13 protein-coding genes, 3 tRNA genes and 2 pseudogenes are annotated in these 23,779 nt (G+C 60.3%); 12 read left to right on the forward strand and 6 right to left on the reverse strand.

What is annotated here, in order from left to right:
- Nucleotides 1-268 precede the first annotated feature (268 nt).
- From RBR41_RS08640 to RBR41_RS08650, 3 genes are all read left to right on the forward strand, one after another.
- Nucleotides 269-358: transfer RNA gene (locus RBR41_RS08640), tRNA-Ser, on the forward strand.
- A 368-nt stretch (nucleotides 359-726) separates the two neighbouring features.
- Nucleotides 727-2,487, forward strand: coding sequence for a methyl-accepting chemotaxis protein (locus RBR41_RS08645; protein WP_320352177.1), 1,761 nt, complete (start codon nucleotides 727-729; stop codon nucleotides 2,485-2,487).
- A gap of 453 nt (nucleotides 2,488-2,940) precedes the next feature.
- Nucleotides 2,941-4,740 (forward strand): methyl-accepting chemotaxis protein, encoded by a 1,800-nt coding sequence (locus tag RBR41_RS08650; protein ID WP_320352178.1) that lies wholly within the window; start codon nucleotides 2,941-2,943, stop codon nucleotides 4,738-4,740.
- 497 nt (nucleotides 4,741-5,237) lie between these two features.
- On the opposite strand, the gene RBR41_RS08655 is transcribed toward RBR41_RS08650, so the two are convergent.
- The 4 genes and pseudogenes from RBR41_RS08655 to RBR41_RS08670 all read right to left on the reverse strand — a co-directional run.
- The gene (locus tag RBR41_RS08655) at nucleotides 5,238-5,495 is read right to left on the reverse strand and encodes a hypothetical protein (RefSeq protein WP_179980506.1); all 258 of its coding nucleotides are present in this window, start codon (nucleotides 5,493-5,495) and stop codon (nucleotides 5,238-5,240) included.
- A gap of 216 nt (nucleotides 5,496-5,711) precedes the next feature.
- A complete protein-coding gene (locus tag RBR41_RS08660) occupies nucleotides 5,712-7,235 on the reverse strand; it encodes a sigma-54 dependent transcriptional regulator (RefSeq protein WP_320352179.1) in 1,524 nt (507 codons plus the stop codon).
- On the reverse strand, nucleotides 7,235-8,803 hold the full coding sequence (locus RBR41_RS08665) for a response regulator (protein ID WP_413785146.1): 1,569 nt from the start codon (nucleotides 8,801-8,803) through the stop codon (nucleotides 7,235-7,237). The genes RBR41_RS08660 and RBR41_RS08665 overlap by 1 nt, the downstream gene beginning before the upstream one ends.
- Nucleotides 8,804-8,806: 3 nt before the next feature.
- Nucleotides 8,807-10,191 (reverse strand): annotated as a pseudogene (locus RBR41_RS08670) (ATP-binding protein); the annotation flags it as partial.
- Nucleotides 10,192-10,853: 662 nt separating this feature from the next.
- On the opposite strand from RBR41_RS08670, the gene RBR41_RS08675 reads away from it, so the two are divergent.
- The 4 genes and pseudogenes from RBR41_RS08675 (at nucleotide 10,854) to RBR41_RS08690 (ending at nucleotide 14,317) form a co-directional block, all read left to right on the forward strand.
- Nucleotides 10,854-11,321, forward strand: a complete 468-nt coding sequence (locus tag RBR41_RS08675; RefSeq protein WP_320352181.1) for a NapC/NirT family cytochrome c — start codon at nucleotides 10,854-10,856, stop codon at nucleotides 11,319-11,321.
- Nucleotides 11,314-12,898: pseudogene (locus tag RBR41_RS08680) on the forward strand (ammonia-forming cytochrome c nitrite reductase subunit c552). The gene RBR41_RS08675 and the pseudogene RBR41_RS08680 overlap by 8 nt, the downstream one beginning before the upstream one ends.
- 330 nt (nucleotides 12,899-13,228) lie before the next feature.
- Complete coding sequence (locus RBR41_RS08685; protein WP_320352182.1) at nucleotides 13,229-13,639, forward strand: thioesterase family protein; 411 nt, start codon at nucleotides 13,229-13,231, stop codon at nucleotides 13,637-13,639.
- Between the two features lie 132 nt (nucleotides 13,640-13,771).
- On the forward strand, nucleotides 13,772-14,317 hold the full coding sequence (locus tag RBR41_RS08690) for an NADPH-dependent FMN reductase (protein ID WP_320352183.1): 546 nt from the start codon (nucleotides 13,772-13,774) through the stop codon (nucleotides 14,315-14,317).
- A gap of 511 nt (nucleotides 14,318-14,828) precedes the next feature.
- On the opposite strand, the gene RBR41_RS08695 is transcribed toward RBR41_RS08690, so the two are convergent.
- Nucleotides 14,829-15,116, reverse strand: coding sequence for a FeoA family protein (locus tag RBR41_RS08695; protein ID WP_320352184.1), 288 nt, complete (start codon nucleotides 15,114-15,116; stop codon nucleotides 14,829-14,831).
- Nucleotides 15,117-15,785: 669 nt separating this feature from the next.
- On the opposite strand from RBR41_RS08695, the gene RBR41_RS08700 reads away from it, so the two are divergent.
- The 3 genes from RBR41_RS08700 (at nucleotide 15,786) to RBR41_RS08710 (ending at nucleotide 21,215) form a co-directional block, all read left to right on the forward strand.
- The gene (locus RBR41_RS08700) at nucleotides 15,786-16,712 is read left to right on the forward strand and encodes an acyltransferase (protein ID WP_413785145.1); all 927 of its coding nucleotides are present in this window, start codon (nucleotides 15,786-15,788) and stop codon (nucleotides 16,710-16,712) included.
- 38 nt (nucleotides 16,713-16,750) lie between these two features.
- On the forward strand, nucleotides 16,751-20,140 hold the full coding sequence (locus RBR41_RS08705; protein ID WP_320352185.1) for a DEAD/DEAH box helicase: 3,390 nt from the start codon (nucleotides 16,751-16,753) through the stop codon (nucleotides 20,138-20,140).
- Nucleotides 20,141-20,282: 142 nt separating this feature from the next.
- Nucleotides 20,283-21,215, forward strand: coding sequence for a Dyp-type peroxidase (locus tag RBR41_RS08710; RefSeq protein WP_320352186.1), 933 nt, complete (start codon nucleotides 20,283-20,285; stop codon nucleotides 21,213-21,215).
- 441 nt (nucleotides 21,216-21,656) lie between these two features.
- Here the strand turns inward: RBR41_RS08710 and RBR41_RS08715 are convergent, their stop codons facing one another.
- Nucleotides 21,657-22,772: a polysaccharide deacetylase family protein gene (locus tag RBR41_RS08715; protein ID WP_320352187.1), complete on the reverse strand. Its 1,116-nt coding sequence runs from the start codon at nucleotides 22,770-22,772 to the stop codon at nucleotides 21,657-21,659.
- Between the two features lie 274 nt (nucleotides 22,773-23,046).
- Between RBR41_RS08715 and RBR41_RS08720 the strand changes: the two genes are divergently transcribed.
- Both RBR41_RS08720 and RBR41_RS08725 read left to right on the forward strand, forming a co-directional pair.
- A tRNA-Val gene (locus RBR41_RS08720) sits at nucleotides 23,047-23,122 on the forward strand.
- Nucleotides 23,123-23,130: 8 nt separating this feature from the next.
- Nucleotides 23,131-23,207 (forward strand) — tRNA-Asp (locus tag RBR41_RS08725).
- Nucleotides 23,208-23,779 lie beyond the last annotated feature (572 nt).

The raw sequence follows: 23,779 nt of genomic DNA on the forward strand, positions 1-23,779 counted from the left end.
TTCAAATGGATTTTTATTAAATAACTATTGCCACATACAAACTTTATCCAAACATTTAATATAGATGCTCGCCCATAACAGTTTTGAAGACTCGGAGGTTTTCAACGCCGGTGGAACCGATTTGAAGCCACTGAGCAAAATTCTTTGAATTTTCGCAAATTACTGCTGGAATGCTATCCTTGTAGCTGTAAGAAATCCATTTGTGTTTTTTCCGTTAATACCTTATAGATATCAGCTCTTGGAGCGTGTTTAGTCGCGCGCACCCTGCGGAGGGGTGGCAGAGCGGTTGATCGCGGCGGTCTTGAAAACCGTTGAAGGTGTGAGCCTTCCGGGGGTTCAAATCCCTCCCCCTCCGCCACAAAAGCATTGCATGCAGCCCCATAAAGCCCCAAAGGCCGTATGGGGCTTCTTTAGTATCCTGCGCTTTTTCTCAATTTTTTAGGGTGTTTTGCCGTTTCCCCAGTTGCGGAATACTGTGGAGGCTGCTACAAAAAACACATTGATCACAGCTAAGTATACAGAGGCGGGGCACAATGCCCGCCCTCTCTATCTGCGCCCTGTCCGGCCTTAATCAGTCAGGACAGGACTCCAGCGGAAGGCATCCCCCCACATTCCGTGTCATGACGGAATGGCCAAGTAGCCCGCAGTCTGGTCTGTCGGGCTTTTTTTGTCAGATGCAGGGCGCGAGCCCACGCATCGTACACCGGCCATCGTGAAGGAGAGCCAATGAAGTTGGGCGTCAAACTTACGCTGTCATTCCTGTCTGTCATCGCCATACTTCTTGTTCTTTCGGGCGTTGGCCTCAAAAACCTCGACGCAATGAACGCACGGGTGCGTGAAATCGACAGCACGTGGCTGCCAGCGGTCATCGCCGTTCAGGGCATGAACATCCAGCTCAATGCCGTTCGGGCTGACCTCGCCGCCATCATGTCGCAAAACTACGCGGACGAAATCCGCAAGTATGAGGCAAGAATCCAGCAGTCCCTGCAAATCATGCAGGAAAACCACGACGCATTTCTCACGCTCATGCAGACCCTGCCCGCAGGTCTTGGCAGCACGGACAAGGAACTCATGGAACGCCTTGACGCCATGTCTACCGAGGCCGCCGAAGTGCGCGAAGGGATGATCAAAAACATGCTCAATGGTCGGCGCGGCCTGGCGGCATCCACTTTTGACAGCAAGTACCGTCCCCTTTTCGACAAAATGGCCGACGCCTGCGCCGAACTGGTCAAACGCAACGTCAGCGGCAGCCAGCAGGCCGCGGCCGATGCCTCGGCCATAGGCGAACAGGCGCGCGCCACATCCCTGATTCTGGCCGCTATCGCCATCATTTGCGCGGCGGGCATCTGTATGAATCTCACGCGTTCCCTCAGCAGGCAACTTGGCAAGGATCCCAGCCAGTTGGCCCTTATCGCCCGGCGGGTGGCCGGAGGCGATTACAGTATGGACAACGACACGTCACGGCGCGGCGTCTACGCCGACATCGTCGCCATGGTGAAGGCCCTGCAAAAGCACATAGAACGGGCACGCCGTGAATCGGAAAAGGCCGTGGAGCAGTCGCGCATGGCGGCGGAAGCCCTGACCAAGGCGGAAGCCTCGGAAGAAAACGCAAAAAAGAAAACAGCGGCAATGCTTGCCACAGCCCAAAAGCTCGAGCGGGTTGCCGAGGCCGTGAGCGCCGCCTCCACCCAGCTTTCTGCGCGCATCGAGCAGTCCGACAAGGGGGCGGTCGCCTCGGCCCGGCGGCTGGCCGAGGCCGCCAGCGCCATGAACCAGATGAACGCCACCGTGCACAATGTGGCTCGCAACGCCGCCCAGGCGTCAGCGGCATCGCTTGATACGCGCGAAAAGGCCGTGGCGGGAGCCAGCATAGTGGAACAGGCCGTGCACAGCATAAGCCAGGTGCATGAGGTCTCGTTGCGACTCACGGAAAATATGGGGCAGCTCAATGACCAGGCCCAGGCCATCAGCAAGATCATGAACGTCATTTCCGACATTGCGGATCAGACCAACCTGCTGGCCCTCAATGCCGCCATCGAGGCGGCACGGGCCGGAGACGCCGGGCGCGGTTTTGCGGTTGTGGCCGACGAGGTGCGCAAGCTGGCCGAAAAAACCATGATTTCAACGCATGATGTGGGCAATGCCATCAGGGCCATCCAGGAGAGCACGGCCACAAGCATGGCTGCCATGGGCACCGCGGCCGCCCAGGTGAACAAGGCCACGGAATTCGCCAACCAGTCCGGCCAGGCCCTGGGAGAGATTGTCACCACTGTTGAAGGAGCGGCGGATCAGGTCAATGCCATTGCCGCAGCCAGCGAGCAGCAGTCAGTTGCCAGCGACGAAATCAACCGCAGCATCTCCACGGTCAACGAGGCCGTGCAGCAGACGGCTCTGGCCATGAGCGAAGCTTCACGGGCCGTTGGCGAACTGAGGCTGCAAACCGGCACCCTGACATCTCTTATTGCGGAAATACGAAACGAGGAGTAAAAACAGTAAACATTTCCGGTTAAATGTATTCTGAGGCCGAGTCGAGCGGCTTCAAAAGAATGCCATGCGTCGCCGTGTCTGCTTTTCAGGTAGGCTGGCGAAGTGCTGCACGCGTGCAGGCATGGACTGTTCTTTTTTTGTAATGCCATGAACCAGAACCTCAATCCCACGCTCACGTGGCTGTGGCTACCCTGCCCGGCCGCGCTGTACGCTGCTTGCTCACAGCCCATCCGGCCGTTATCAGGCAAGCGCCATTACCTCCCCTTTCCCAGCCCACCTTCCGGCACGGTCCCAATGCGGACCTGACGCCTGATTGTCTCAAAACTGCGGCATAACGCCCCATGTCCGGCGCGACCAGGATTTTCTTTCGCGCCCCCCTCAGCAACACCGAACCCGCTGTTTTCACACGGCTGCCAGGCGGAAAGTCCACCCGGACCGACCCGGAGAATCGCCATGCTCAGAGCCATCAACATTTCACAGCGCATCACGTTTTTTGTAATTCTTATGATAGCCATGACCATAGCCATGGCTGTTCTGTCCTTCTTTATGACCAGCAGCGTCATCAGCGAAGGAACCGTTGTGGCCAGAAATGAGCTGCTTGCCTCGCAGCGCGCGCGCATCAAGGATGTGACCCACTCCTCTGCCCTGGGGCTGGCGGCCATGACAAAGGGGCTGCCCCAGCAGGAGCAGTTGCGCGTCATTGCCGATTATGTGGAAAAATCCCGCTTTGAGGACGATGCTTCAGGCTATTTTTATGTCTATGAGGGCACCGTCTGCGTAGCCCACCCCACGCAAAAGCAGATCATCGGCAAGGACCTGTCCGGCACGGCCGACAAGCAGGGCGTGCACTATGTGACGGAACTGAGCAAGGCATCGGCCAAGGGCGGGGGTTTTGTGGATTTTGTCTTTCCCAAGCCTGGCGCAGGTGACGTGTTCAAGCTCGGCTATGCCGAAAACGTCCAGGGCACGCCGTACTGGATAGGAACCGGCGTCTACATCGACAATGTGGACAGGGACGAAATCAAACTGCACAACACCATGCACGCGCTGCTCACAGAAACGCTTACCACCTATGGCGGCGGCTTTCTGGCCATCCTGCTGCTTCTTGTGATTCCCCTTTCCTACCATCTGGTGACATCCATCACCCGGCCTCTGGGCAGCATCACCGGCCAGGCCCGGGCTGTGGCCGCTGGCGATCTTGATGTACACATCGCGCCCACGGGCAAGGATGAAGTGGCTGTGCTGGAGCAGGCCCTGCGCGACATGGTCGGCAATCTCAAGCGGCTCATCGGCCAGGCTGCGGAAAAGAGCCGTCAGGCCGATGCGGCGGCCGCAGAGGCCAGAGCGGCCCAGGGCAAGGCCGAGCAGGCTGGCAAAAACGCGCAGGCCAAGACTGACGCCATGCTTGTGGCCGCCGACAAACTGGAACAGGTGGCCCATGTAGTCAGCACGGCCTCGACCCAGCTTGCGGCCCAGATCGAGCAGTCCGACAAGGGCGCGCTGGATGCAGCCAGCCGCCTGACCGATGCCGCCACCGCCATGAACGAGATGAACGCCACGGTGCAAAGCGTGGCCCGCAACGCTTCCGAGGCTTCCGCCGCTTCGCGCGACACGCGCGAAAGGGCCATTGCCGGAGCGCATATTGTGGAGCAGTCCGTGTACAGCATAGGGCAGGTGCACGAGGTTTCGCGCCGCCTCACGGAAAATATGGGCCAGCTCAACGACCAGGCCCAGGCCATCAGCAAGATCATGAACGTCATTTCCGACATTGCCGACCAGACAAACCTGCTGGCCCTTAACGCGGCCATCGAGGCGGCCCGCGCCGGAGACGCCGGACGCGGCTTCGCCGTTGTGGCCGACGAGGTTCGCAAACTGGCGGAAAAAACCATGGCTTCCACCCATGATGTGGGCAATGCCATCACTGCCATTCAGGAAAGCGCGACCAAGAGCCTCACCGCCGTGGAAAGCGCGTCGGAGCAGGTGGAGCAGGCCACGCAATTCGCCAGCCAGTCCGGCCAGGCCCTCGGCGAAATTGTCACCACGGTTGAAGCCACGGCAGATCAGGTCAATGCCATTGCCGCCGCCAGCGAACAGCAGTCCGCCGCCAGCGAGGAAATCAACCGCTCCATCACCTCGGTCAACGAAGTGGTGCAGCAGACAGCCCAGGCCATGACCGACGCGGCACGGGCCGTCAGCGATCTGGCGCTCCAGGCGCACAGTCTCACCGACCTCATCGCGGACATGAAAAAATAGCCCCGCAGAGCCCATGCCAGCGCCAGGCTCGCGGCCAGGCTCGTGGCCAGGCTCGGGTGATGTCCAAGGCTCGCGCCCATGCTCCCGCCCATGTTCGCGTGATGCTGCGCAAGGCTCAGGCGGCCGTGAAATGCCCTACCCCATGCTGACAGTAAAAGTCCCTCCGCCCATACAGGGCGGAGGGACTTTTTGCGCAACAAAAGGGTGAATCACTCTTGCGCCGCTGCAGTATTTGTGGCGCAAAAAGGCGCGGCGCGAACAGCACGCACATGCCGCAGCAGAGCACAGGCCTTTTTTCAAGGGTAAACGGCTCTGGCCGCGGGCGCGCTTTGCCCGTGATTTGACCGGGCCGCAATGGGCACAACGTCAGCGCCGCAACCACTGCCGCAAGGGCAACATTGACAGTTAGTTATGCATTCACGCGCCGTAACGAAGGTGTTGCAAGCTTTGAAGATGGAGGTTCCCAGAGTTGCTCTGCCCTGAGAAGGGGGATGCGTCTATTCTTCAAGCCAGGAATCGTCTTCAAGCACAGTGTAGCCGCGCACCACGAGGTAGTTCACGCCATCGACCTCTTCATGCTGGCCGGTCACCTCCACAGGAAGGCTGACTTCATCGTCAAGGTCAACACCAGCTCCACGAGGTACAATACGGTATTCCACATCGTCCTGGATCACGGCCACCCTGGCCTGCCGCGCGTCCACAGAGCGCGGCACTGCCGTAACATATCCTTTGATAGTAAGGGGACTCTTGTTCATATGCTGTCTTATTGCCTTTAATAAGCCGATTTTTTTCGCTATAGCGCCTTTCATGCGGCGATGCAAGGTTTCTGGGCCCTGTAAACTGACCTTTTTTTTGCGCGGCCAGCCACAATAGAGCCTGCAAACTTTGAAAAAGGTGAACACCCTGACGCTGCACACAAATGCAGCGCGCCACAAAAAGGCAAGCGACATAAAACCAGCCCAACGGGCATATTACAGGCCGCACTTCTTCATAAGCTCATACCAGTGCCCGCGCGATATGCCAGCCCGCGTCGCAGCCTTGCGCACGTCGCCGCCGCTGACGGCCCATACGCGGCGCACATAGGCTTCTTCGGCCTGAGCCTTCCACTGGCGCAGCGCTGGCAGGCTCTCCTCCGAACCGGAAAGCGGCGGCAGACCGCCCGCTATGCCGCCCGCTGCGTCGCCAGAAGGGACGCTGGAAGCGCCCGCAAATACTCCCGCAGGGCCGCCGGACGGGACGCTGGAAGCCTGAAATCCGCTGGCAACGGGCTGGGAGGCACTACTGGCGGCAGATTCGGCAAAAGCGCCTTCCTGCCCCCGGCCCATACGGCGACGGGCCTCGTCCACGCGCATACGGGTGGACATATGCACGGGCAGAAGCAGATCGCCCTGTCCGGCGGCCAGGCAGGCGCGCTCTATGCAATGGATAAGCTCGCGCACATTGCCTGGCCAGGGATATTCCATAAGCATGTCCAGCACCTGCCCGGAAATGGCCTTGCCCGGCAGATCATTGTGCAGGCAGAAGCGGCTGACGGTCTGCTGGGCCAGCGCGGGGATCTCGTCCCTTCTCTCGCGCAGGGGCGGAATGACGATGGTGAGACCCTGAAGGCGGTACAGCAGATCAGAGCGAAAGGAGCCGTCCCCGGCCATGACCTCGATGTTTTTATTGGTGGCCGCCACAAGGCGAAAGTCGCTGCTGACCTCGCGCACTTCACCCACGGGCCTGAACCGCTTGAGCTCAAGGGCGCGCAAAAAAGCGCCCTGCATGGGCTGGGGCAGGTCGCCCACTTCGTCAAGAAAAAGCGTGCCCTTGTGGGCCGCCAGCAAAAGCCCTTCCCGCGCCCTGTCAGCCCCGGTGAACGCGCCACGGCTGTGCCCGAAAAGGTGGCTCTCCACCAGGGTTTCAGGCAGCGAGGCGCAGTCCACCGTCACAAAAGGGCGCGCGGCCCTTGCGCTGTTGCGGTACAGGGCCTTGGCAAAAACTTCCTTGCCAACCCCGGTTTCGCCCAGCAAAAGCACGTTGACCTCGCTCTGCGCGGCCTGGGCCAAAAGCTTCAGGGCATGGCTCATACCCACGCCCGCTCCCAGGATATGGCCGCTGTCCACCAGGAGGGATTCCGGCCCCGGAACCCTGTTTTTGCGGAAGGTCAGCACATGGCGCAGACACTGCTCGATGTCGCGCACCTTCAGGGGCTTGGTCAGAAACTCCCAGGCCCCCGAGCGCAGGGCAATTTCGGCGGCGTCGCCGTCGCCGTGCCCCGTAATGATGACCACATCGGGCATGCCGGGCAGATGGGCAAAGTCGCCCTGCCATTCAAGGCCGCTGCCGTCGGGCAGCCAGACGTCAAGAAGCACGACGTCCACGCCCTGTCGGCCCATCTCCAGCCCCTGGCTGAGGTTCTCCGCCAGCAGCACTTCGTGCCCCATGCGCGTGCACACCACCTCAACCATGGTGCGCATGAGGGCTTCGTCATCCACCACGAGAATACGGGCCATCAACAGCCTCCCTTGCAGCCCGCCGGGGCCGTGCCTGCCGCGTAACCCGCCCCAGTGCCCGCCCCAATGCCCGGCACAGGACACGGAACAGGACACGGCACAAGCGTTGTACCCGACATGGCGTCCACGCCGTTCATATCTTTGCCCAGATCTTTGTCCAGTTCTTTGCCCAGTTCTTTGTCCAGCATACCCAGAGCCTCCCGCAGAGCGGTGCGCATCTCGGCCACGGCCTGCTCAATATCCGTTTTTTGCGCGTGCTCCACATGGCAGGCCCGCTCCCGCAGCACATCAAAGCGCATGGTTCCGGCGGAGTTCTTGACGGCATGCCCCAGCCGCCGCAGGCAGGCATCGTCACCCGCGGCCAGGGCCGCTTCCAGTTCCGCGTCACGAATGCGCAAATCCCCCCGCAACACTCCGGCCAGCTGCGTCAGCAACTCAAGGTCGTCATCCAGAGCGTCCATGGCCGCCTGCCTGTTCCAGAGCGCCAGAGCCTCTTCCCCTTGCGGGTCAAGATCGCCCCCAACCTTCGCTTCGCGCCCACGTGGCGCGGCAGGGGCAGAATATCCGGCAGGAGCAGAATATCCGGCAGGGGCAGAATGTTCAGCAGGTGCAGAATGTTCGGCAGGTGCAGAATGTTCGGCAGGTGCAGAATGTTCGGGCTGGCAGCGCAAGGCGTGCGCACTGCCTTCAGTCCCCAACAGGGAGGACAGTTTTTTGCGCAGCACGGCAAAGGTCAGGGGTTTGAGCAAGACGAGATCAGCCCTCAGGTCTTTGCAGCGCCGCCGGTCTTCCGCGTCAAGGGCGGCGGTGTAAATGACGGTTTTTTGCAGCACCGGAACGGCGGCATGGCCGAGGCGCACGGCCTGCAGCACGTCAAGCCCGCTCATGTCGGGCATGCGCGCGTCAAGAATAACCAGATCCCACGGGCCTTGTGCCAGGGCGGCCAGAGCGGCCTTGCCGTCACGCGCCATGTGCACGCACGCGCCCTCGGCCCGCAGCATATGTTCCATTATGTACCTGTTGGCCTCATTGTCTTCGGCCACAAGAATGCGGCGGCCCGCAAAACAGCCGTTTTCTGAACCAGGATCGGCCCCGCCGCCAGCGTCTGCGTCAACATCGGCGGCAGGGTCTGTGACAGCATCGGCGGCAGGATATGTGGCAGCATCCGCCAGTGCGCATTCTGCGGCACAGGCCAGGAATGAGGACCAGGCAGGGGGCGACGCGGCGAACGCCGCAGACCCGGCCGACGACTCCGGTTTGGTGGAAAGCGTGGTCGCTGCGGGCGACTCAGGCCCGGCCGACAATTCTGGTTCAGCGGACGGCGCAGGTTTGGCAGACGCGTCAGGCTCTGTGGAAAACGCCGACGAGGCAGGTAGACCAGACGCCCCGGCGGCCCCAACGACAGTCCCCGGCGCTGCTTCCGGCGCTGCGCAGGCACTGTGCGCCGACGCTGCGACGGCGTGACAGTCGGGGCTGCCGCTCTTTTTTCCTTCAGCGCAGCCGTGCAGTTGCAGGCACACCTCAAGGGTAAAACAGGAACCCCTGCCCGGCGCGGAATTCACCGTCACATCGCCGCCCATGCGGCGGGCAATGGTGCGCGCGATATACAGTCCAAGCCCTGTGCCGGGAGCCGACGACGCATCGCTGCCCCGCTGAAAGCTTTCAAAGATGCGCTCGGCTCTTCAAGGGGCAGACCCGGCCCTGTATCCTGCACCAGAATCCTGAGACACAGGGTATCCGCCGAGCCAAAAGGAGTGCTTGCGGGTTTTCGCCCGGCAGGCCCCACGCAGACGCGCACACGCCCAAGTTCGGTAAACTTCACCGCGTTGCTCACAAGGTTGCCCAGGGCCTGACGCAAACGAAAACTGTCGCCCACAACGGCGTCCGGCAGTTGCGGGTCCACGTCCAGATCAATATCCAGCCCCTTGGCCTCTGCCACCGGCAAAAACAGGACGATGCAGTCATCAAGGGCCGCACGCAGGGAAAAGGGGGCGGCCCGCAGTTGCAGCGCGCCCTGCTCAAGACTTGCGTGGTCGGTAACGTCGCGCACCATTTCCAGCAGAGCGCCGCCCGCCTGCGTGAGATAGCGCAGGGCGTTCTTGCGTTCCTTTTCCGGAGCGCCCTTTTGCTGCAAAAGTTCGCTCATGCCCAGTATGGCCGTCAGCGGCGTGCACATGTCGTGACTCAGGCGGGCCATGAAGGCGCTCTTCATGCGGCTGGTTTCTTCGGCCAGCCAGCGCCGCCGCGTGAGGTTGAGCGTAAGCCCGCCGATGGCAAGCACGCCCGTCAGGCCCAGCAGGGAGTAGAGCAGGCGCATGTTGCGCTGTTGCAGACCAGCGTTGTGCATATAGGCTTCGGCGTTCTGGCTGACGCTGATGCCGCCGAGCACCTCGCCCACCTTGCGGCCCTGGTGGCAGCGCAGGCAGCTTTCCTGCGCTATAAGCACGTTGAGCAGGCGCAGTTTGCCCTGTCCGTCCGTTTCAGGAGCGCTGAAGATTTCCCGCGCCCCCTCTGTACACTGGACAAGGGCGTCGGACTCCCAGGCGTCAGCCTTGTTTTCTGGGCGCAGGGGCACATTGCTGATGATGCTGATGCCAATGCCCGGCTCCGAATTTCGTTCAGCCAACTGGCGGCTCATATAGGCGGGATTTATGAGCACAAGGGTGCGCCCGTCCGCTGTTTCCACGGTGCGTTCAGCTTCGGGCAGCCAGGGATTGGGCTGGCCGTATGCGCTTTTCAGCACATAGACGCCGCCGTGGACAGCATTCCAGTTGCGGGCGTCCATAAGTTGTCGCGCAACGGTGGATAATCTGGTATGTTCCAGCTCAAGCCTGTGGGCTTCATCAACGCGCGCGGCCTGCCGGTAGAGTGCGAGGGTGAATACAAGCCATAAAAAACAGGCCAGTAGGGGCAGCCAGATGGCCGGGCCATTCTTTTTTGCGGCAACGTGCGCCATGAAAACCTCGCGTTTTGAGGAGGAGCAGGAGCCAATCTGTTGTCATAATTTAATGAAATTTTGTCATTTTTATCTGAATATAGCAAGGCCGGCAGCCTCCATTGCCAAAAAAATCACATAACGCCTAAGTTTATTACGCTTTTTTCAAACCCTAAATATCTGTACAAATGGTACACTTTTTGATGGTATAGTGGTCGAAATTGTGTTGCCATGGTGGCAGCATACTGGGCGGTCTGCCTGGATTAACCGACCACCCGGCGACTTATTCAGAGCATTTTCATTGTGAAATGCTCTGGCGGCTGAATGGGCAGACGCCCGCCGTTACGGCCCATGTTCCCTGTCTGTCTGGGTACATACTGTGGTACATGCTGTAATGGTTGTGGGTTAACCTTTGGGAACGCCTGTTCTCAAAATCTGCTTCAGCGGTTGTCAGCGCTCATGACTACGCAGGCTGCCAAGCCTGCCAGTGGGCGATACCCCGCCCTGGGAATCTGGGTTTTCAGGGCACATCTGCACTAGAGCGGTTAACAAATGAATTGTGTTAACTGCTCTGCAAGGATTTTCGTGAAAATCCTTGTCACGAAATGCACGCAGGCAGGCTTTGTCTGACGTACGCGGGCATTTCAAGTGTTAATGCTCTAGGAGCGAGTGAAGGAGGCTCTATGGGTACACCCCGCAATGGACCCTGGCTCAAATGGCTGATGGGCGGCGTTGCGGCGGGCATGGTGCTACTGGGCGTCATGGCGTATGCCATGATTACCACGGACCAGCGGCCGTTCTGCGCCAGCTGTCATATCATGCAGGAAGCTGCCGTGACCCAGAAAATGGGTATGCACGCCAAGCTCTCGTGTAATGAGTGCCATGCCCCGCACAATCTTTTGGTCAAACTGCCGTTCAAGGCAAAAGAAGGGCTGCGCGACGTAGTGGGCAACATCTCGGGTCACGATGTTCCGCATCCCCCAAGTCTGCACACCCGTGATGTGGTCAACGCCAACTGCAAGGCGTGCCATGCCCAAACCAACATCAACGTGGCCAGCATGGACGCCAAGCCTTATTGCGTGGATTGTCACCGGGGCGTCACCCACATGCGTACGCGGCCTATCAGCACAAGGACGGTAGCCTATGAATAAGCGAATTGTGACCACGGCCCTGGCTCTGGCCACGCTGCTGGGCGTTGCTTTGCTCAGCGGCTGTCAGGATGTTTCCACCGAGCTGAAGGCCCCCAAATACAAAACAGGCATCCCTGAAACGGAACTCAAGATGTCGGCCTTCAAGGGCCAGTTTCCCCAACAGTACGCTTCGTATATGAAAAATAACGAAGACACGGTCATGACCGAATATAAGGGGTCGGTTCCCTATCACAAGAATGACAACGTGAATCCCCTGCCCAAGGGCTTCAAACATGCCCAGCCCTATTTGAAAAACCTCTGGCTGGGCTATCCTTTCATGTATGAATACAATGAAACGCGCGGGCACACCCACGCCATTGACGACTTTGTGAACATTGACCGCATCAACCGTTACGGCGCCGACGGCAAGGGCAACATGCCCGCCACCTGCTGGAACTGCAAAACCCCCAAGATGATGGAATGGGTCGGCAAGTACGGCGACAAGTTCTGGTCCATGGACGTCAATGAATTCCGTGGCAAGGACAAGATCAGCGCCCATGAAGAAAGCATAAGCTGCGCCACCTGCCACGACCCCGGCACTATGGAACTGCGCCTGTATTCCGAACCGCTCAAGGATTGGCTCAAGCGCAGCGGCAGAGACTGGCAGAATATAAGCCGTAACGAAAAGCGCATGCTCGTCTGCGCCCAGTGCCATGTGGAATACTACTTTACCCACAAGGACAACGGCCCGGCTGCCAAGCCCGTCTTCCCCTGGGATAACGGCATGAACCCCGAAGACATGTATCAGTACTACAAGGGGCACGGCGCCAAGGGCGCTGACGGCAAGCCCGGCCCCTTTGCCGACTGGGTACACGCTGCCTCCAAGGTGCCCATGATCAAGATGCAGCACCCCGATTACGAAACCTTCCAGGACGGCCCCCACGGCGCGGCCGGCGTTGCCTGCGCCGACTGCCACATTGCAGTACGTGCGTGAAGACGGCAAGAAGATCTCCAGCCACTGGATGACCTCGCCCATGAAGGATCCCGAAATGCGCGCCTGCCGCCAGTGCCACGCTGACAAGACCGCTGACTACCTGCGTGGGCGTGTGCTGTACACCCAGAAAAAGACTTACGAGCAGTTGATCAAGGCACAGGAAATCTCCGTCAAGGCCCATGAGGCCGTGCGCCTTGCCAATGCCTATGACGGCCACCGCGCTCCCAACTATGAAGTCCTCATGACTGAAGCGCGCGACATGGTGCGCAAGGGCCAGCTGTTCTGGGACTACGTCTCTGCTGAAAACAGCGTGGGTTTCCATAACCCGGCAAAAGCCCTCGACACCCTCATGACCAGTATGGAATGCAGCCAGAAGGCCGTTGACCTGGCCACCCAGGCCACGGAATTTGGCATCGCCCCGGCACTGGCCGGCGACATCAAGGAAATTGTGCCGCCCATCCTGGACATGAGCCGCAAGCTCCAGCAGGACCCGGAATTCTTGCAGAAGAATCCCTGGACCAAGCTCCTGCCCGTGCTGCCCAAGGCTGAACAGGTCTGGGAAGGCCAGGATCGCCTGAGCTCCCAGAATGGCCAGGCCAAATAGTTTCACGCAGCCCATAACCTCCATGCAGCCATAACCTCCACAGGCTTTGTCTGCACACATCCGCCCGCGAACGCCACTGGCATTCGCGGGCGGACACTTTTAGAGCATTTTCGCATTGAGAATATCCATTCTCGCGGCAGCCCTTGGGCGGCGAAGAAGCCTTACGGATGGCGACAGCATCGCTAGTGACGTTGCTCTACGGCCAGACTTGATAGTGCCCCGTATCTTTTCTACTATCTGCCGTAACACCCCCCAAGCGGGCCCCCTGGCAACCCTCCAATGCATGGCCTCCCGGCCTGATCCAGACCGGGCAAGGCAAACGAGGCAAGAATGAAAAAAATTCTGGAACCGGGCATTACCGGCACATCCGAGATCACTGTCAGTGAAAAAATGCTGGCCTGCCACGTTGGCAGCGGCCTTGTGGAAGTTTTTTCCACAGCCATGATGATAGCCTGGATGGAAGCCACCGCCGTGGCCCTGGTGCAGGACGCCCTGCCCGAAGGCATGACCACCGTGGGCACCAGGGTGGACGTGGCCCATGTGGCGGCGACCCCCTGCGGCATGAAGGTGACCTTCACCGCCGAACTGACGGCCATGTCCGCCAACGGCAAAGGGCTTACTTTCAAGGTCAGCGCGCATGACGAGGCAGGGCTTATCGGCGAGGGCGTTCACGAGCGCGTTGTGGTAAACAGGGAAAAATTTGAAAGCCGCACCCGCGACCGCAAGGGCAGCACCTGCTGACAGATGGCCCATCCGAAGGGCTGCGACTGCTGACAGCAGCCCGCCATCTGGAGCCAACCTAATCCATAGGCTTTCGCCATAAAACTTGTTAGGCTGGGGCTGTCCGCACAGTCGGACACAAGGAGAATACCTATGAGCACTCTGACCTTCGTGGGCATTTCAGGCAGCCTGCGCCACGCCTCCCGCAATTCGGGACTGCTGCGCTGCTGCGCCGCCCATCTTCCCGAGGGCGTCCGTATGGAAATAGCGAATATTTCCGCCCTGCCCTTTTATAATGAAGACATTGAAAAACCCCAGGCCGCCAAAGACCTCATCGCGCAGGTCACCGCCGCGGACGCCCTGGTGCTGGCCTGCCCGGAATACAACTATTCCCTGGCCCCGGCCCTGAAAAACGCGCTGGACTGGGTTTCACGCGAACCCAACCTCGCGCCGCTTTCGGGCAAGTCCGTCTGCATCGTGGGCGCGGGGGGCGGCATGGGCACCTGCCGCAGCCAGTACCATCTGCGCCAGGTCTGCGTGTACCTGAACCTGCACGTGCTGAACAAACCCGAACTGTTTTCCAATGCCTTCAGCCCCTGCTTTGACGACAAGGGCAATGTGGTGGACGAGGCCCTGACCAAACAGACCGCCGAGGTCATGCAGGCCCTTGCACAGTGGACACGCCAGCTCAAGAAGTAAGTTTTGGAGTAGTTTCACGGTGCACTGCACGGTGAACTGTGCGGTGAAATGCACGGTGAAATGCGCGGTGAAATGCTTTGTGGGGGAGGGACCCTTTTGGAAAAGGGTCTCCTCCCCCACACCCCCACCCCCTAAAACTCTTAGTGTATTTTAGTAGAATACAACGGAGTTCTGATCTGAGGTGGGAGTTCCAGAGCAGCTTCTTCCAGGCATCACGCCATCTCAACGCTACGCTGCTTTAAGCTTTTTACACAGTGAACTGAAAACCCGCTCCGGCATGCCGGAGCGGGTTTTCAGTCTGCCATTGCGGCAATGCACGGCTGACAGGGTGGAGGCGGCTTTTTTTACTGTGTACGGTCTGCGGCGTGACCAGCGCCGGAAATGTCATGCGAGCGGTTTATCACTAAAAAGCTCCGACGGCTGCGGGAAAGACGCGCGTCGCGAGACAAAACTCAATACATTCATGCTGCTACGCGGAGGCACGAGAGACTGAAACCCTGTTCTGCCGCGCTTACCGTTTTGACGCTTTTGCAGCGGCTGGCGCTTGCGGCTCACTGTTATGGCGCACCATGATGGCCTTGGCCTCACGACGCCGCAGGGCAATGGTGACTTCAGCGCAGCGCAGGGCCAGAGGGTCGCGCAGGGGAGCATAACCCACCACGGAAACAGGCATACCCGAACCAAGCCCCATGTCGCGTATCCTGCGTGCCAGTTCACCCCTGGCATTAATGCTTACAATAAACGCAGGCTCGCCAACCTTGAGGGCTGTGATCGGAAAAATATTTTCAGTCCTGTCCATATTCCCCCCAACAACAAAAGGACTTCGCCCACGCGCTCCATGCGGCAGCAGCCACTGGCAGTACCGACTGGCAGTACCGACTGGCAGTATCGACGCCCCGGCCAGTGGCCGATCAGAGGGCTGGCAAAGGGGCTGACAAAGAGGCCAGCCAGACGCCGCGCCACACAGACGTTTGAACCTGAACCAGAGCGCACACAGCGTGCGCTGGCCAGGGATTTTTAACGGGACGCAAAAACAAAAACAAATTTCATTTTCAACCTATTCCAAGCAGCATCCGCCGTCAAGGCTGGCTGCAATTATTTAAATAAATTATTTCATATGGTAACAACAATTATTTCTGGCTTGCCGCTGCGCCCCTGCGCCGACCTCTCGACCACCGGGGGCAAGTCTGGCATTCTTGCCCGGTGGTTGAGGGCAAACCCACGGCGGTTTCGCGCAAGGGGCGTGCTCCTGATCACCACAGACTTGAGGAAGCACTGATTAAAGAGCCTCCTGAAAACGCGCTGGTATTTTCTTTGGCAAGGCGCGATCTTTTTTCAAGCTGGAGTGGACTCTTCCGTCCTCCACTGTTTCAAAAAAAGTGAAGCAAGGCCGTCAAACGGAAGACATCAGTGTTTCCTTAACAGAAAAATCTGGCACCCGCCAAAACGCCGCCAGAGGAAGCTCGTCATGAACATGCTGCAAAAAGCTCTCAGCCGGGGTCTTACCCCTGCCAATATCATTAGTTACGCCAGCCTTCAGGTTATGACGCGCTGGGGCCGCTTTTTTGGCACCCTGCGGCTGCGCTGCAAGGCCGCCCTTCTTGGCGTGCCCGTGGGTTCCGGCGTGACTGCGCACGGCCCGGTGGGCCTCATGCGCTGGCCGGGCAGCCACATCACCATCGGCGCGGGAACCAGCCTCATTTCTTCCTGGCGGCGGGCAACAGCAGCGGCTCTGGCCACACCAGTGCGCCTGCGCACCTTCGGCCCCGGCGCGCGCATAGATATCGGCCCCGGCGCGCAGCTCAGCGGCACGTCCATTGCGGCACGCTCCACAACCATCAGCATAGGGCGGCAAGTACTCATCGCGCCCAACTGCATCATTGTGGATTCAGACTTTCACGCCCACTGGCCGCCCGAAGCCCGCGCCACCGAACCGGGCATGGAAGGCGACAGGCCCGTGACCATCGGCGATTACGCCTGGATTGGCCTTAACTGCATCATTCTCAAAGGCGTCGCCATTGGCGAGGGAGCCATCATCGGCGCGGGCAGCGTGGTCACAAAGGACGTGCCGCCGCACAGCCTTGCCGTGGGTTCGCCCGCGCGCGTGGTGCGCTCCCTTGTTCCCGGCCAAGACCGCGCGGCCGCCGCGCGCCCAGCCAGCCACGCGACGGATGCCGGACAGTCCCAGGCCGCGCAATTCCAGGCAGCGCAGTCCCAGGCCCCGCTGGCTGAGGCCGCGCAATTCCAGGCAGCGCAGTCCCAGGCCGCGCAATCCGAGGCCGCGCAATGCGAGGCCCCGCATGCCGGGAACGCGCAGACTGCCGACCCCGCAACCCTTGCCCCGCAATCCCAGGGCGCGCCGTCCGAGGCCCCGCAGGGGGGCTTTGGTCAATGACCCTTTCCTTAGCGAAAGTCCCCTGCATGGAAGCGTAAATGTCTGTTGGTTCCTATATCGCCGCCCTGCTGGCTTCCGAAAAGCTTGGCGGGCAGGTTACCTGCCATCGCCTGCTGCCCGCCGCTGATCCGCAGTATGCGCAAACGCGCCTGCCCTGGCCCACGGCCATCAGCCGCATCCTTGAGCAGCGCGGCATTGCCGGGCTGTACAGCCATCAGGCCCTGGCCACGGATCATATCCGCGCGGGGCACTCCATTGTGGCGGCCACGCCCACGGCCAGCGGCAAAAGCCTCATTTACAACCTGCCCGTGCTGGAGCGTCATTTGCGCGACCCCGACGCGCGCGCCCTCTATCTTTTCCCCCTCAAGGCCCTGGCGCAGGATCAGCTTGCCGCCTTCAACGCCCTTACAGCCACATGGCCCAAGGACGCCCGCCCCGCCGCCGCCCTGTATGACGGCGACACCACGGATCACTTCCGGCGCAAAATCCGCCGCGACCCGCCCGCTGTGCTCATCAGCAATCCCGAAATGCTGCACCTGGGCATCTTGCCCCACCACGAGCAGTGGGCCGCCTTTCTGGCGGGCCTCACCCACGTGGTGGTGGACGAAGCCCACACCTATCGCGGCGTGTTCGGCGCGCACATGGCGCAAGTCTTCCGGCGGCTCAACCGGCTGGCCGGACGCTACGGCGCAAAGCCCGTCTATGTGCTGTGTACCGCCACCGTGGGCAACCCCGGCGAACTGGGGGCCGCGCTCACCGGCACGGCATACCCCGCTGCGGACGAAAACATTACGACAGAAAACACTGCGCCAGGCGGCACAGGCAGCGGCACAGCCCGTAGCGCACCTGACAGCATTGTCAGCGCCACAGCAACTGCCCCGGTGTTCCAGACCGTGAACCCGGCCGCGCCGCCCCCCGTTGTCATCGACAAATCCGGCGCGCCCCAAGGGCCTCGGCATTTTGTCTTTCTCAATCCGGAGCAGAGCCCGGCCACGGCGGCCATTGACCTGCTCAAGGCGGCCCTGGCGCGCAACCTGCGCACCATTGTTTACTGCCGTTCGCGCCGCATGACCGAGCTTATCAGCCTGTGGGCCGGGCAGTCCGGCTCCTTTGCCAGCCGCATTTCCGCCTACCGTGCGGGTTTTCTGCCCGAGGAGCGCCGCAGCATCGAGTCGCGCATGGCCAGCGGCGACCTGCTGGCTGTGGTCAGCACCAGCGCCCTTGAACTGGGCATCGACATCGGCGGGCTGGATGTCTGCATCCTGGTGGGCTATCCCGGCACTGTCATGGCCACCTTGCAGCGAGGCGGCCGTGTGGGCCGGGCGCAGCAGGAATCTGCCGTGATCATTGTGGCGGGCGAGGACGCGCTGGACCAGTATTTTGCCCGCAATCCCGACGATTTTTTCAGCCGCCCGCCGGAAAAGGCCGTGGTCAACCCGGACAACGAGGTCATCCTGGCCCGGCATCTGGAATGCGCCGCCGCCGAAATGCCCCTGCGCCCCGGCGAGCCCATGCTGGCCAGCGCCGCCGCCCTGACCGCCGCCCGCCAGCTCAATGCCCAGGGTCTGCTGCTGCAATCGGCGGACGGCAGCCAGCTCATGGCTTCGCGCAAGCGCCCCCAGCGACATGTGGATCTGCGCGGCACAGGCCAGACTTTCAGTATTGAAGACGAGCAGGGCCACATCATCGGTTCTGTGGACGGCTTTCGCGCCTGGCGCGAAACGCATCCCGGCGCTGTCTACCTGCACAGGGGCCGCAGCTACATCATTGACGACATGGACCCGGCCCGCGCCCGCATCATGGCCAAGGAGGCCAAGGTGGGCTGGTTTACCCGCACACGTGGCCAAAAAACCACAGACATTCTTGAGGAAACCGCGCGCATGTCCCTGGGGCGCGCGCTGGTGTGCCGGGGCCGCCTGCGCATTATCGACACCGTCACGGGCTATGAAAAGCGCTCCACATCGGGCAACCGCCTGCTGACCATCACGCCGCTGGACGCCCCGCCACAGGTTTTTGAAACCGAAGGCCTGTGGTTTGTCATCCCCGACAACATCCGCGCGGAGATGGAAGACAACTTCATGCACTTTATGGGCGGCATCCATGCGCTGGAGCACGCTGCCATCGGCATGCTGCCCCTGCTCATCATGGCCGACCGCAACGACTTTGGCGGCATATCCACCCCCATGCACGCCCAGTTGGGGCTGTCCGCCGTGTTTATTTACGACGGCCTGCCCGGCGGCGCGGGCCTCACGCGCCAGGCCTTTGGCGATGCCCGCGCCCTGTTGGAAGCCACCTATAAAACCGTGGCAGCCTGCCCCTGCGAGGACGGCTGCCCCTCCTGCGTGCATTCGCCCAAATGCGGCTCCGGCAACCGCCCCATTGACAAACGGGCGGCCCTGGAACTGCTGCGCCAGTTGCTGACGCCCGGCACAGAAGGCGACACGCTGCACGAAAAACTGGTCATCAGCCCGCCGCCCCCGCGCCCCGAACTTGAGTTTGTGGCAGCCGGGGTCACGGCGGATTTCCAATCCCGGCCCCATGCCGCTGCAAGCCCGCACAACGTGCCTGCGCCCGCTGCTCGCGCAGGCAACGGCTTTTCCACAGACACGTCCGCACCTTCAGGCAACGCCGCTCACGCACACAATGGCCTTCCCACAAGCAGCGCCACGCCCGCAGGTAGCACCTTTCCCGCAGGCTGCCCCGCACCTACAGACAGCACCGCCCCTGCGGGCAGCCCTGCAGAAACCCCGCCGGCCAGGGCAGTCAGGGCAGGTAGCGCGCTCCCCCATCATGCCGCAGGCCACGGCGTGAACCCCGCACCAGCCAGCACTGAAGGAGGCTCCCCCATGACAGATCTTATGGGCTACATATCCTTGCCGCCGCCAGAGCATTTTGTGGTTTTTGACGTGGAGACGCGCCGCTCCGCAGCCGAGGTGGGGGGTTGGCACAAGGCTGGCGACATGGGCGTCAGCGTGGCCGTGGCCTATGACAGCCGCAATGATGATTTTTTCAGCTACACGCAGGACGAGTTACCCGCCCTGTTTGAGCGCATGCGGGCATCCGGCCTGGTGGTGGGCTTCAACAGCCTGCGTTTTGACTATGCCGTGCTCGCCCCCTTTGCGCCCTTTGATCTGCGCACCCTGCCGAGCCTCGACATCCTGCAGCGCATCAAGGACAGGCTGAGCTACCGCATATCGCTGGACAACCTGGGCCAGGCCACTCTTGAAGCGCCCAAGAGCGCCGACGGCCTGCAGGCCCTGCGCTGGTGGAAGGAAGGCAAGATGGACGAAATAGCCGCCTATTGCCGCATGGACGTGGATCTGACCCGCCGCCTCTACCTCTACGGGCTGGAACACGGCCACCTGCTGTTCACCAACAAGGCCGGGTCGCGCGTGCGCGTTCCAGTGGATCTGCGCCCCGCCAGATAACTACAGCGCTCCTTCAGGGCAGCCCTTCGCGGCTCCAGGCTCACGCCCCCCCTGAGCATTTTTTACACTGCGCGGCTGCTGTGCGATCAGCACCGAAACACACGTACAACAACCCTCTTACAACTACGCACAAAGGCTGCAGATGAAACCGCAAGACGTCACCAATACTCCGGGCGAACACGCTATTTTCATGGTTTTTGGCCTGCGCGACACCAAGGACGCGCCCACTAAAGTCAAAGAACTGTGCGCGGATTTTTCCGCCGTCGCCAGAAGCATGCGCACCCGCCTGCCTGCAGCGGCCATCAGTTGCATCATGGGCTTTGGCGCGGATGCCTGGTGCAGGCTTTTTCCCCAGCGCGGCAAGCCCGGCGAACTTGAACAGTTCAAGGAAATCAAGGGAGACAGGCACATTGCCGTTTCCACGCCGGGCGACATTTTCTTCCATATCCGCGCAGCGCGGCTCGATGTCTGCCTTGAAGCGGCCTCCATCATCAGCGCAAAGCTGCAAGGGGCGGTGTATCCCATAGATGAGGTGCAGGGCTTTCGCTATTACGACGGCCGCGCCATCATCGGCTTTGTTGACGGCACCGAAAACCCCGAAGACGAAGCGCGGCTGACGGCTGCCGTCATCGGCGCTGAAGACGCGGACTTTGCGGGTGGCAGCTACGCCTTTGTGCAAAAATACCTGCACGACATGGACGCCTGGAACGCCCTTGCCACCGAAGAGCAGGAAAAAGCCATCGGCAGGCGCAAGTTCAACGACGTTGAACTCAGCGATGAGGAAAAGCCCGAAAATGCGCACAACGCCGTTACCAACATTGAGGACGAGCACGGCAACGAGCTGAAAATCGTGCGGGCCAACATGCCCTTTGCCAATCCCGCCAAGGGCGAGTTCGGAACCTATTTTATCGGCTATGCAGGCAAATTCTCCACCACGCGCAAAATGCTTGAAAACATGTTCATCGGCGAGCCCGTCGGCAACACCGACCGGCTGCTGGACTTCAGCACGGCTGCCACAGGTACGCTGTTTTTCATTCCCTCGGCGGAACTTCTTGAAGAATTGGGCGAAGACTAGAGCAGTTTACGAATGAAATGAGTTAAATGCTCTAGGGGCCGAGGTAGAAAATTTTGTAGGAAAATGCTTTGTGGGGGAGGGACCCTTTTGCAAAAGGGTCTCCTCCCCCACACCCCCTCCCCCTAAAACTCTTATATGTGTTTCAGTGGGTTACAAGGGGCAGCCAGATGCGGGACACGGGGCCGCAAGCAGGGTCTTCACGGCAAACACCTGCGCGCCAGCCAGCCGCGACGACCCGAAAAAGTCCTGAAAATGCAGAACCGCCCGTCGTTGGCCTGCCTCACAGAGGCAAACCAACGACGGGCGGTCGTGTATTTTCGTTAGCGCTTTTGGCTTTTTTTAAAGGTAAAACTGGACAGTGTCGTAACGAGATGAATTTCCAGTCATATCACGGCGAAGTTCACGCTGAAATACCAGAAAAGGCGCGCGTGACAACCCTGCCTAGGATTTTGCGCTGCCGCCGGAGTTGGAAACAGTGCCGCCTGCAGGCAGGCTGGAATTGGGGCCGGGGGCCAGCGGCGCTCCGCGGACCGGGCTTTCGGCAGGCTGCTGCACCGGGAGCCTGATTTGCTTGCCTTCGGCATTGCTGGCCTGATTGTCCCCCTGAGCATTCTGTTGTGACTCGCCTGCTGCCGCAGTGTCGTCAGACTGCCAGGGACGGCTGGTGCGGGCCAGAGGAAGGGCGGCGGTGCCAGCCGGATAGCTTTCTGGCGGCAGCTCCTGAAAACTCTCCCTGGCTTCAACGGGCTTGTCGGATTTGCCGGCCGTCGCTTCTGGCGCGAGACCCTCCGGCCCCATATTGCCCGGCTGACCGGTGGGTTGCGTGCGGCGGGTCATCAGCATGCCCGGCTCTGGGTCAAGCAGGCCGTCCAGATAGTCGCTCACGGTCACAAAGCGCTGACAGCCGCCTGCGCGCAGATCGCTGATGATGCGGGGCAGGTCTTCAACCGTGCGCTTATGCGAATCATGAAACAAAAAAATGCCGCGCAGGGTGCCTGGCGCATAAATGGTGCCCCGTGTGCTGCGCAAAGTAGCATAGTTGGGGGGCAGGCTTTTCCAGTCGCGGCTGTCCAATGACCAGAGCATTATGCCCAGGCCCAGCTCTTCGGCAGCAGTCACGGTATATGCGTCATAAGACCCGTAAGGAGGCCGCAAAAAGGTAGGATTGGCCCCAAGCGAACGCAGGATGCTGTCTGTACGGGCAATTTCGTGCGCCTTGTTTGCAGGGGAAAGCAAACGCAGGTTGGGGTGCGAGTAGGAATGGTTGCCCACCTCATGCCCTTCGGCCAGGATGCGCCGCACGGTGTCGGGGTAGCGCTCAGCCTGCTTGCCCAGAAGAAAAAACGTGGCCGGTATGCCGTATTCACTTAACATGTCCAGCAACTGCGGAGTGTGGGGGGAAGGGCCATCGTCAAAGGTCAGCGCACACAGGTTTTCACGCATGTGCTGATCCATGATGACGCTGCCATCCACCACGCGGGCCTCAGCGGCAGGAGCCGCAAACAAAGCCAGCCCGAAAAAAAATACCGCCAGACGGTGAATCCATTGGGAGTTCATTACAATGCCTCGAAAAAACTGCTGTCACTCCATCATTCCGGCCTTTCCAGCAGCGTGTTTCGCCCGCTAGCAGAAGCCAATCGCAAGAAGTGCTAAGGGAGGGTCTAGCACTCAGCCCGCCCTGGCGCAAGGCAATGAACCGGCTGAGAACCCTGAATTTTGTGTTTATTTAATTATTTCAGCTAGATAATTTTTTTTCTTTGTAAAAATTTTTTTACCACATAATTTTCTCTTGACTCTTGGGGGGCTTTTGCATAGAAACGTGTCTCCGGGAGGGCAGTTAGCTCAGCTGGTAGAGCACCGCCTTCACACGGCGGGGGTCACAGGTTCAAGTCCTGTACTGCCCACCACAAAATCCGGAGCGGTAGTTAAGACGGTTATAACGCCGGCCTGTCACGCCGGAGGCCGAGGGTTCAAGTCCCTTCCGCTCCGCCAGAAAGTTGAAGAGGAGTCAGTATACTGACTCCTCTTTTTCACTGGTTCCCCTCCCACCTGCCGACGCTGCTGCCCCGCCGGGCCGCCACGTCCCCCTTGCCTCTCCTGCGGCATTGACGCCGCAAAAGCACACTCGCCACATATACGGTTCGCCTTCGGCGCGTAACAGCGCAAAATAAATAGCGGTTCTGTCTTCGCGGCAGCCGTCGCCCGAAGGCCTTGCCTGAACCCCCGAAGGCCTTGCCTGTGAACCATTGAAACGTCACCCGAGGCAGAACAGCACCGCTACGGATGGCGGCAGCATCGCTGATGAAATTGCTCTAGAATCCTGCGTACCTCATTTGCCCGAACCCACGCACGTTGCGCGTTCTATACTCACGTACAGCGTCAGAGCATGCTTCAAATGCAATAAGAGTTTTAGGGGGTGGGGGCGTGGGGGAGGAGACCCTTTTTTAGAGCATTTAACTTTAATAAAAGTTAAATGCTCTAACGCTGCACGAGAGTGCAGCGCGCCACAACGTGGCGTGGATTCAGCCGAAAATCACATTTTCGGCTGAATGACAACTTTGAAA

Source organism: Desulfovibrio sp., from assembly GCF_034006445.1.
Taxonomy (GTDB): domain Bacteria; phylum Desulfobacterota; class Desulfovibrionia; order Desulfovibrionales; family Desulfovibrionaceae; genus Desulfovibrio.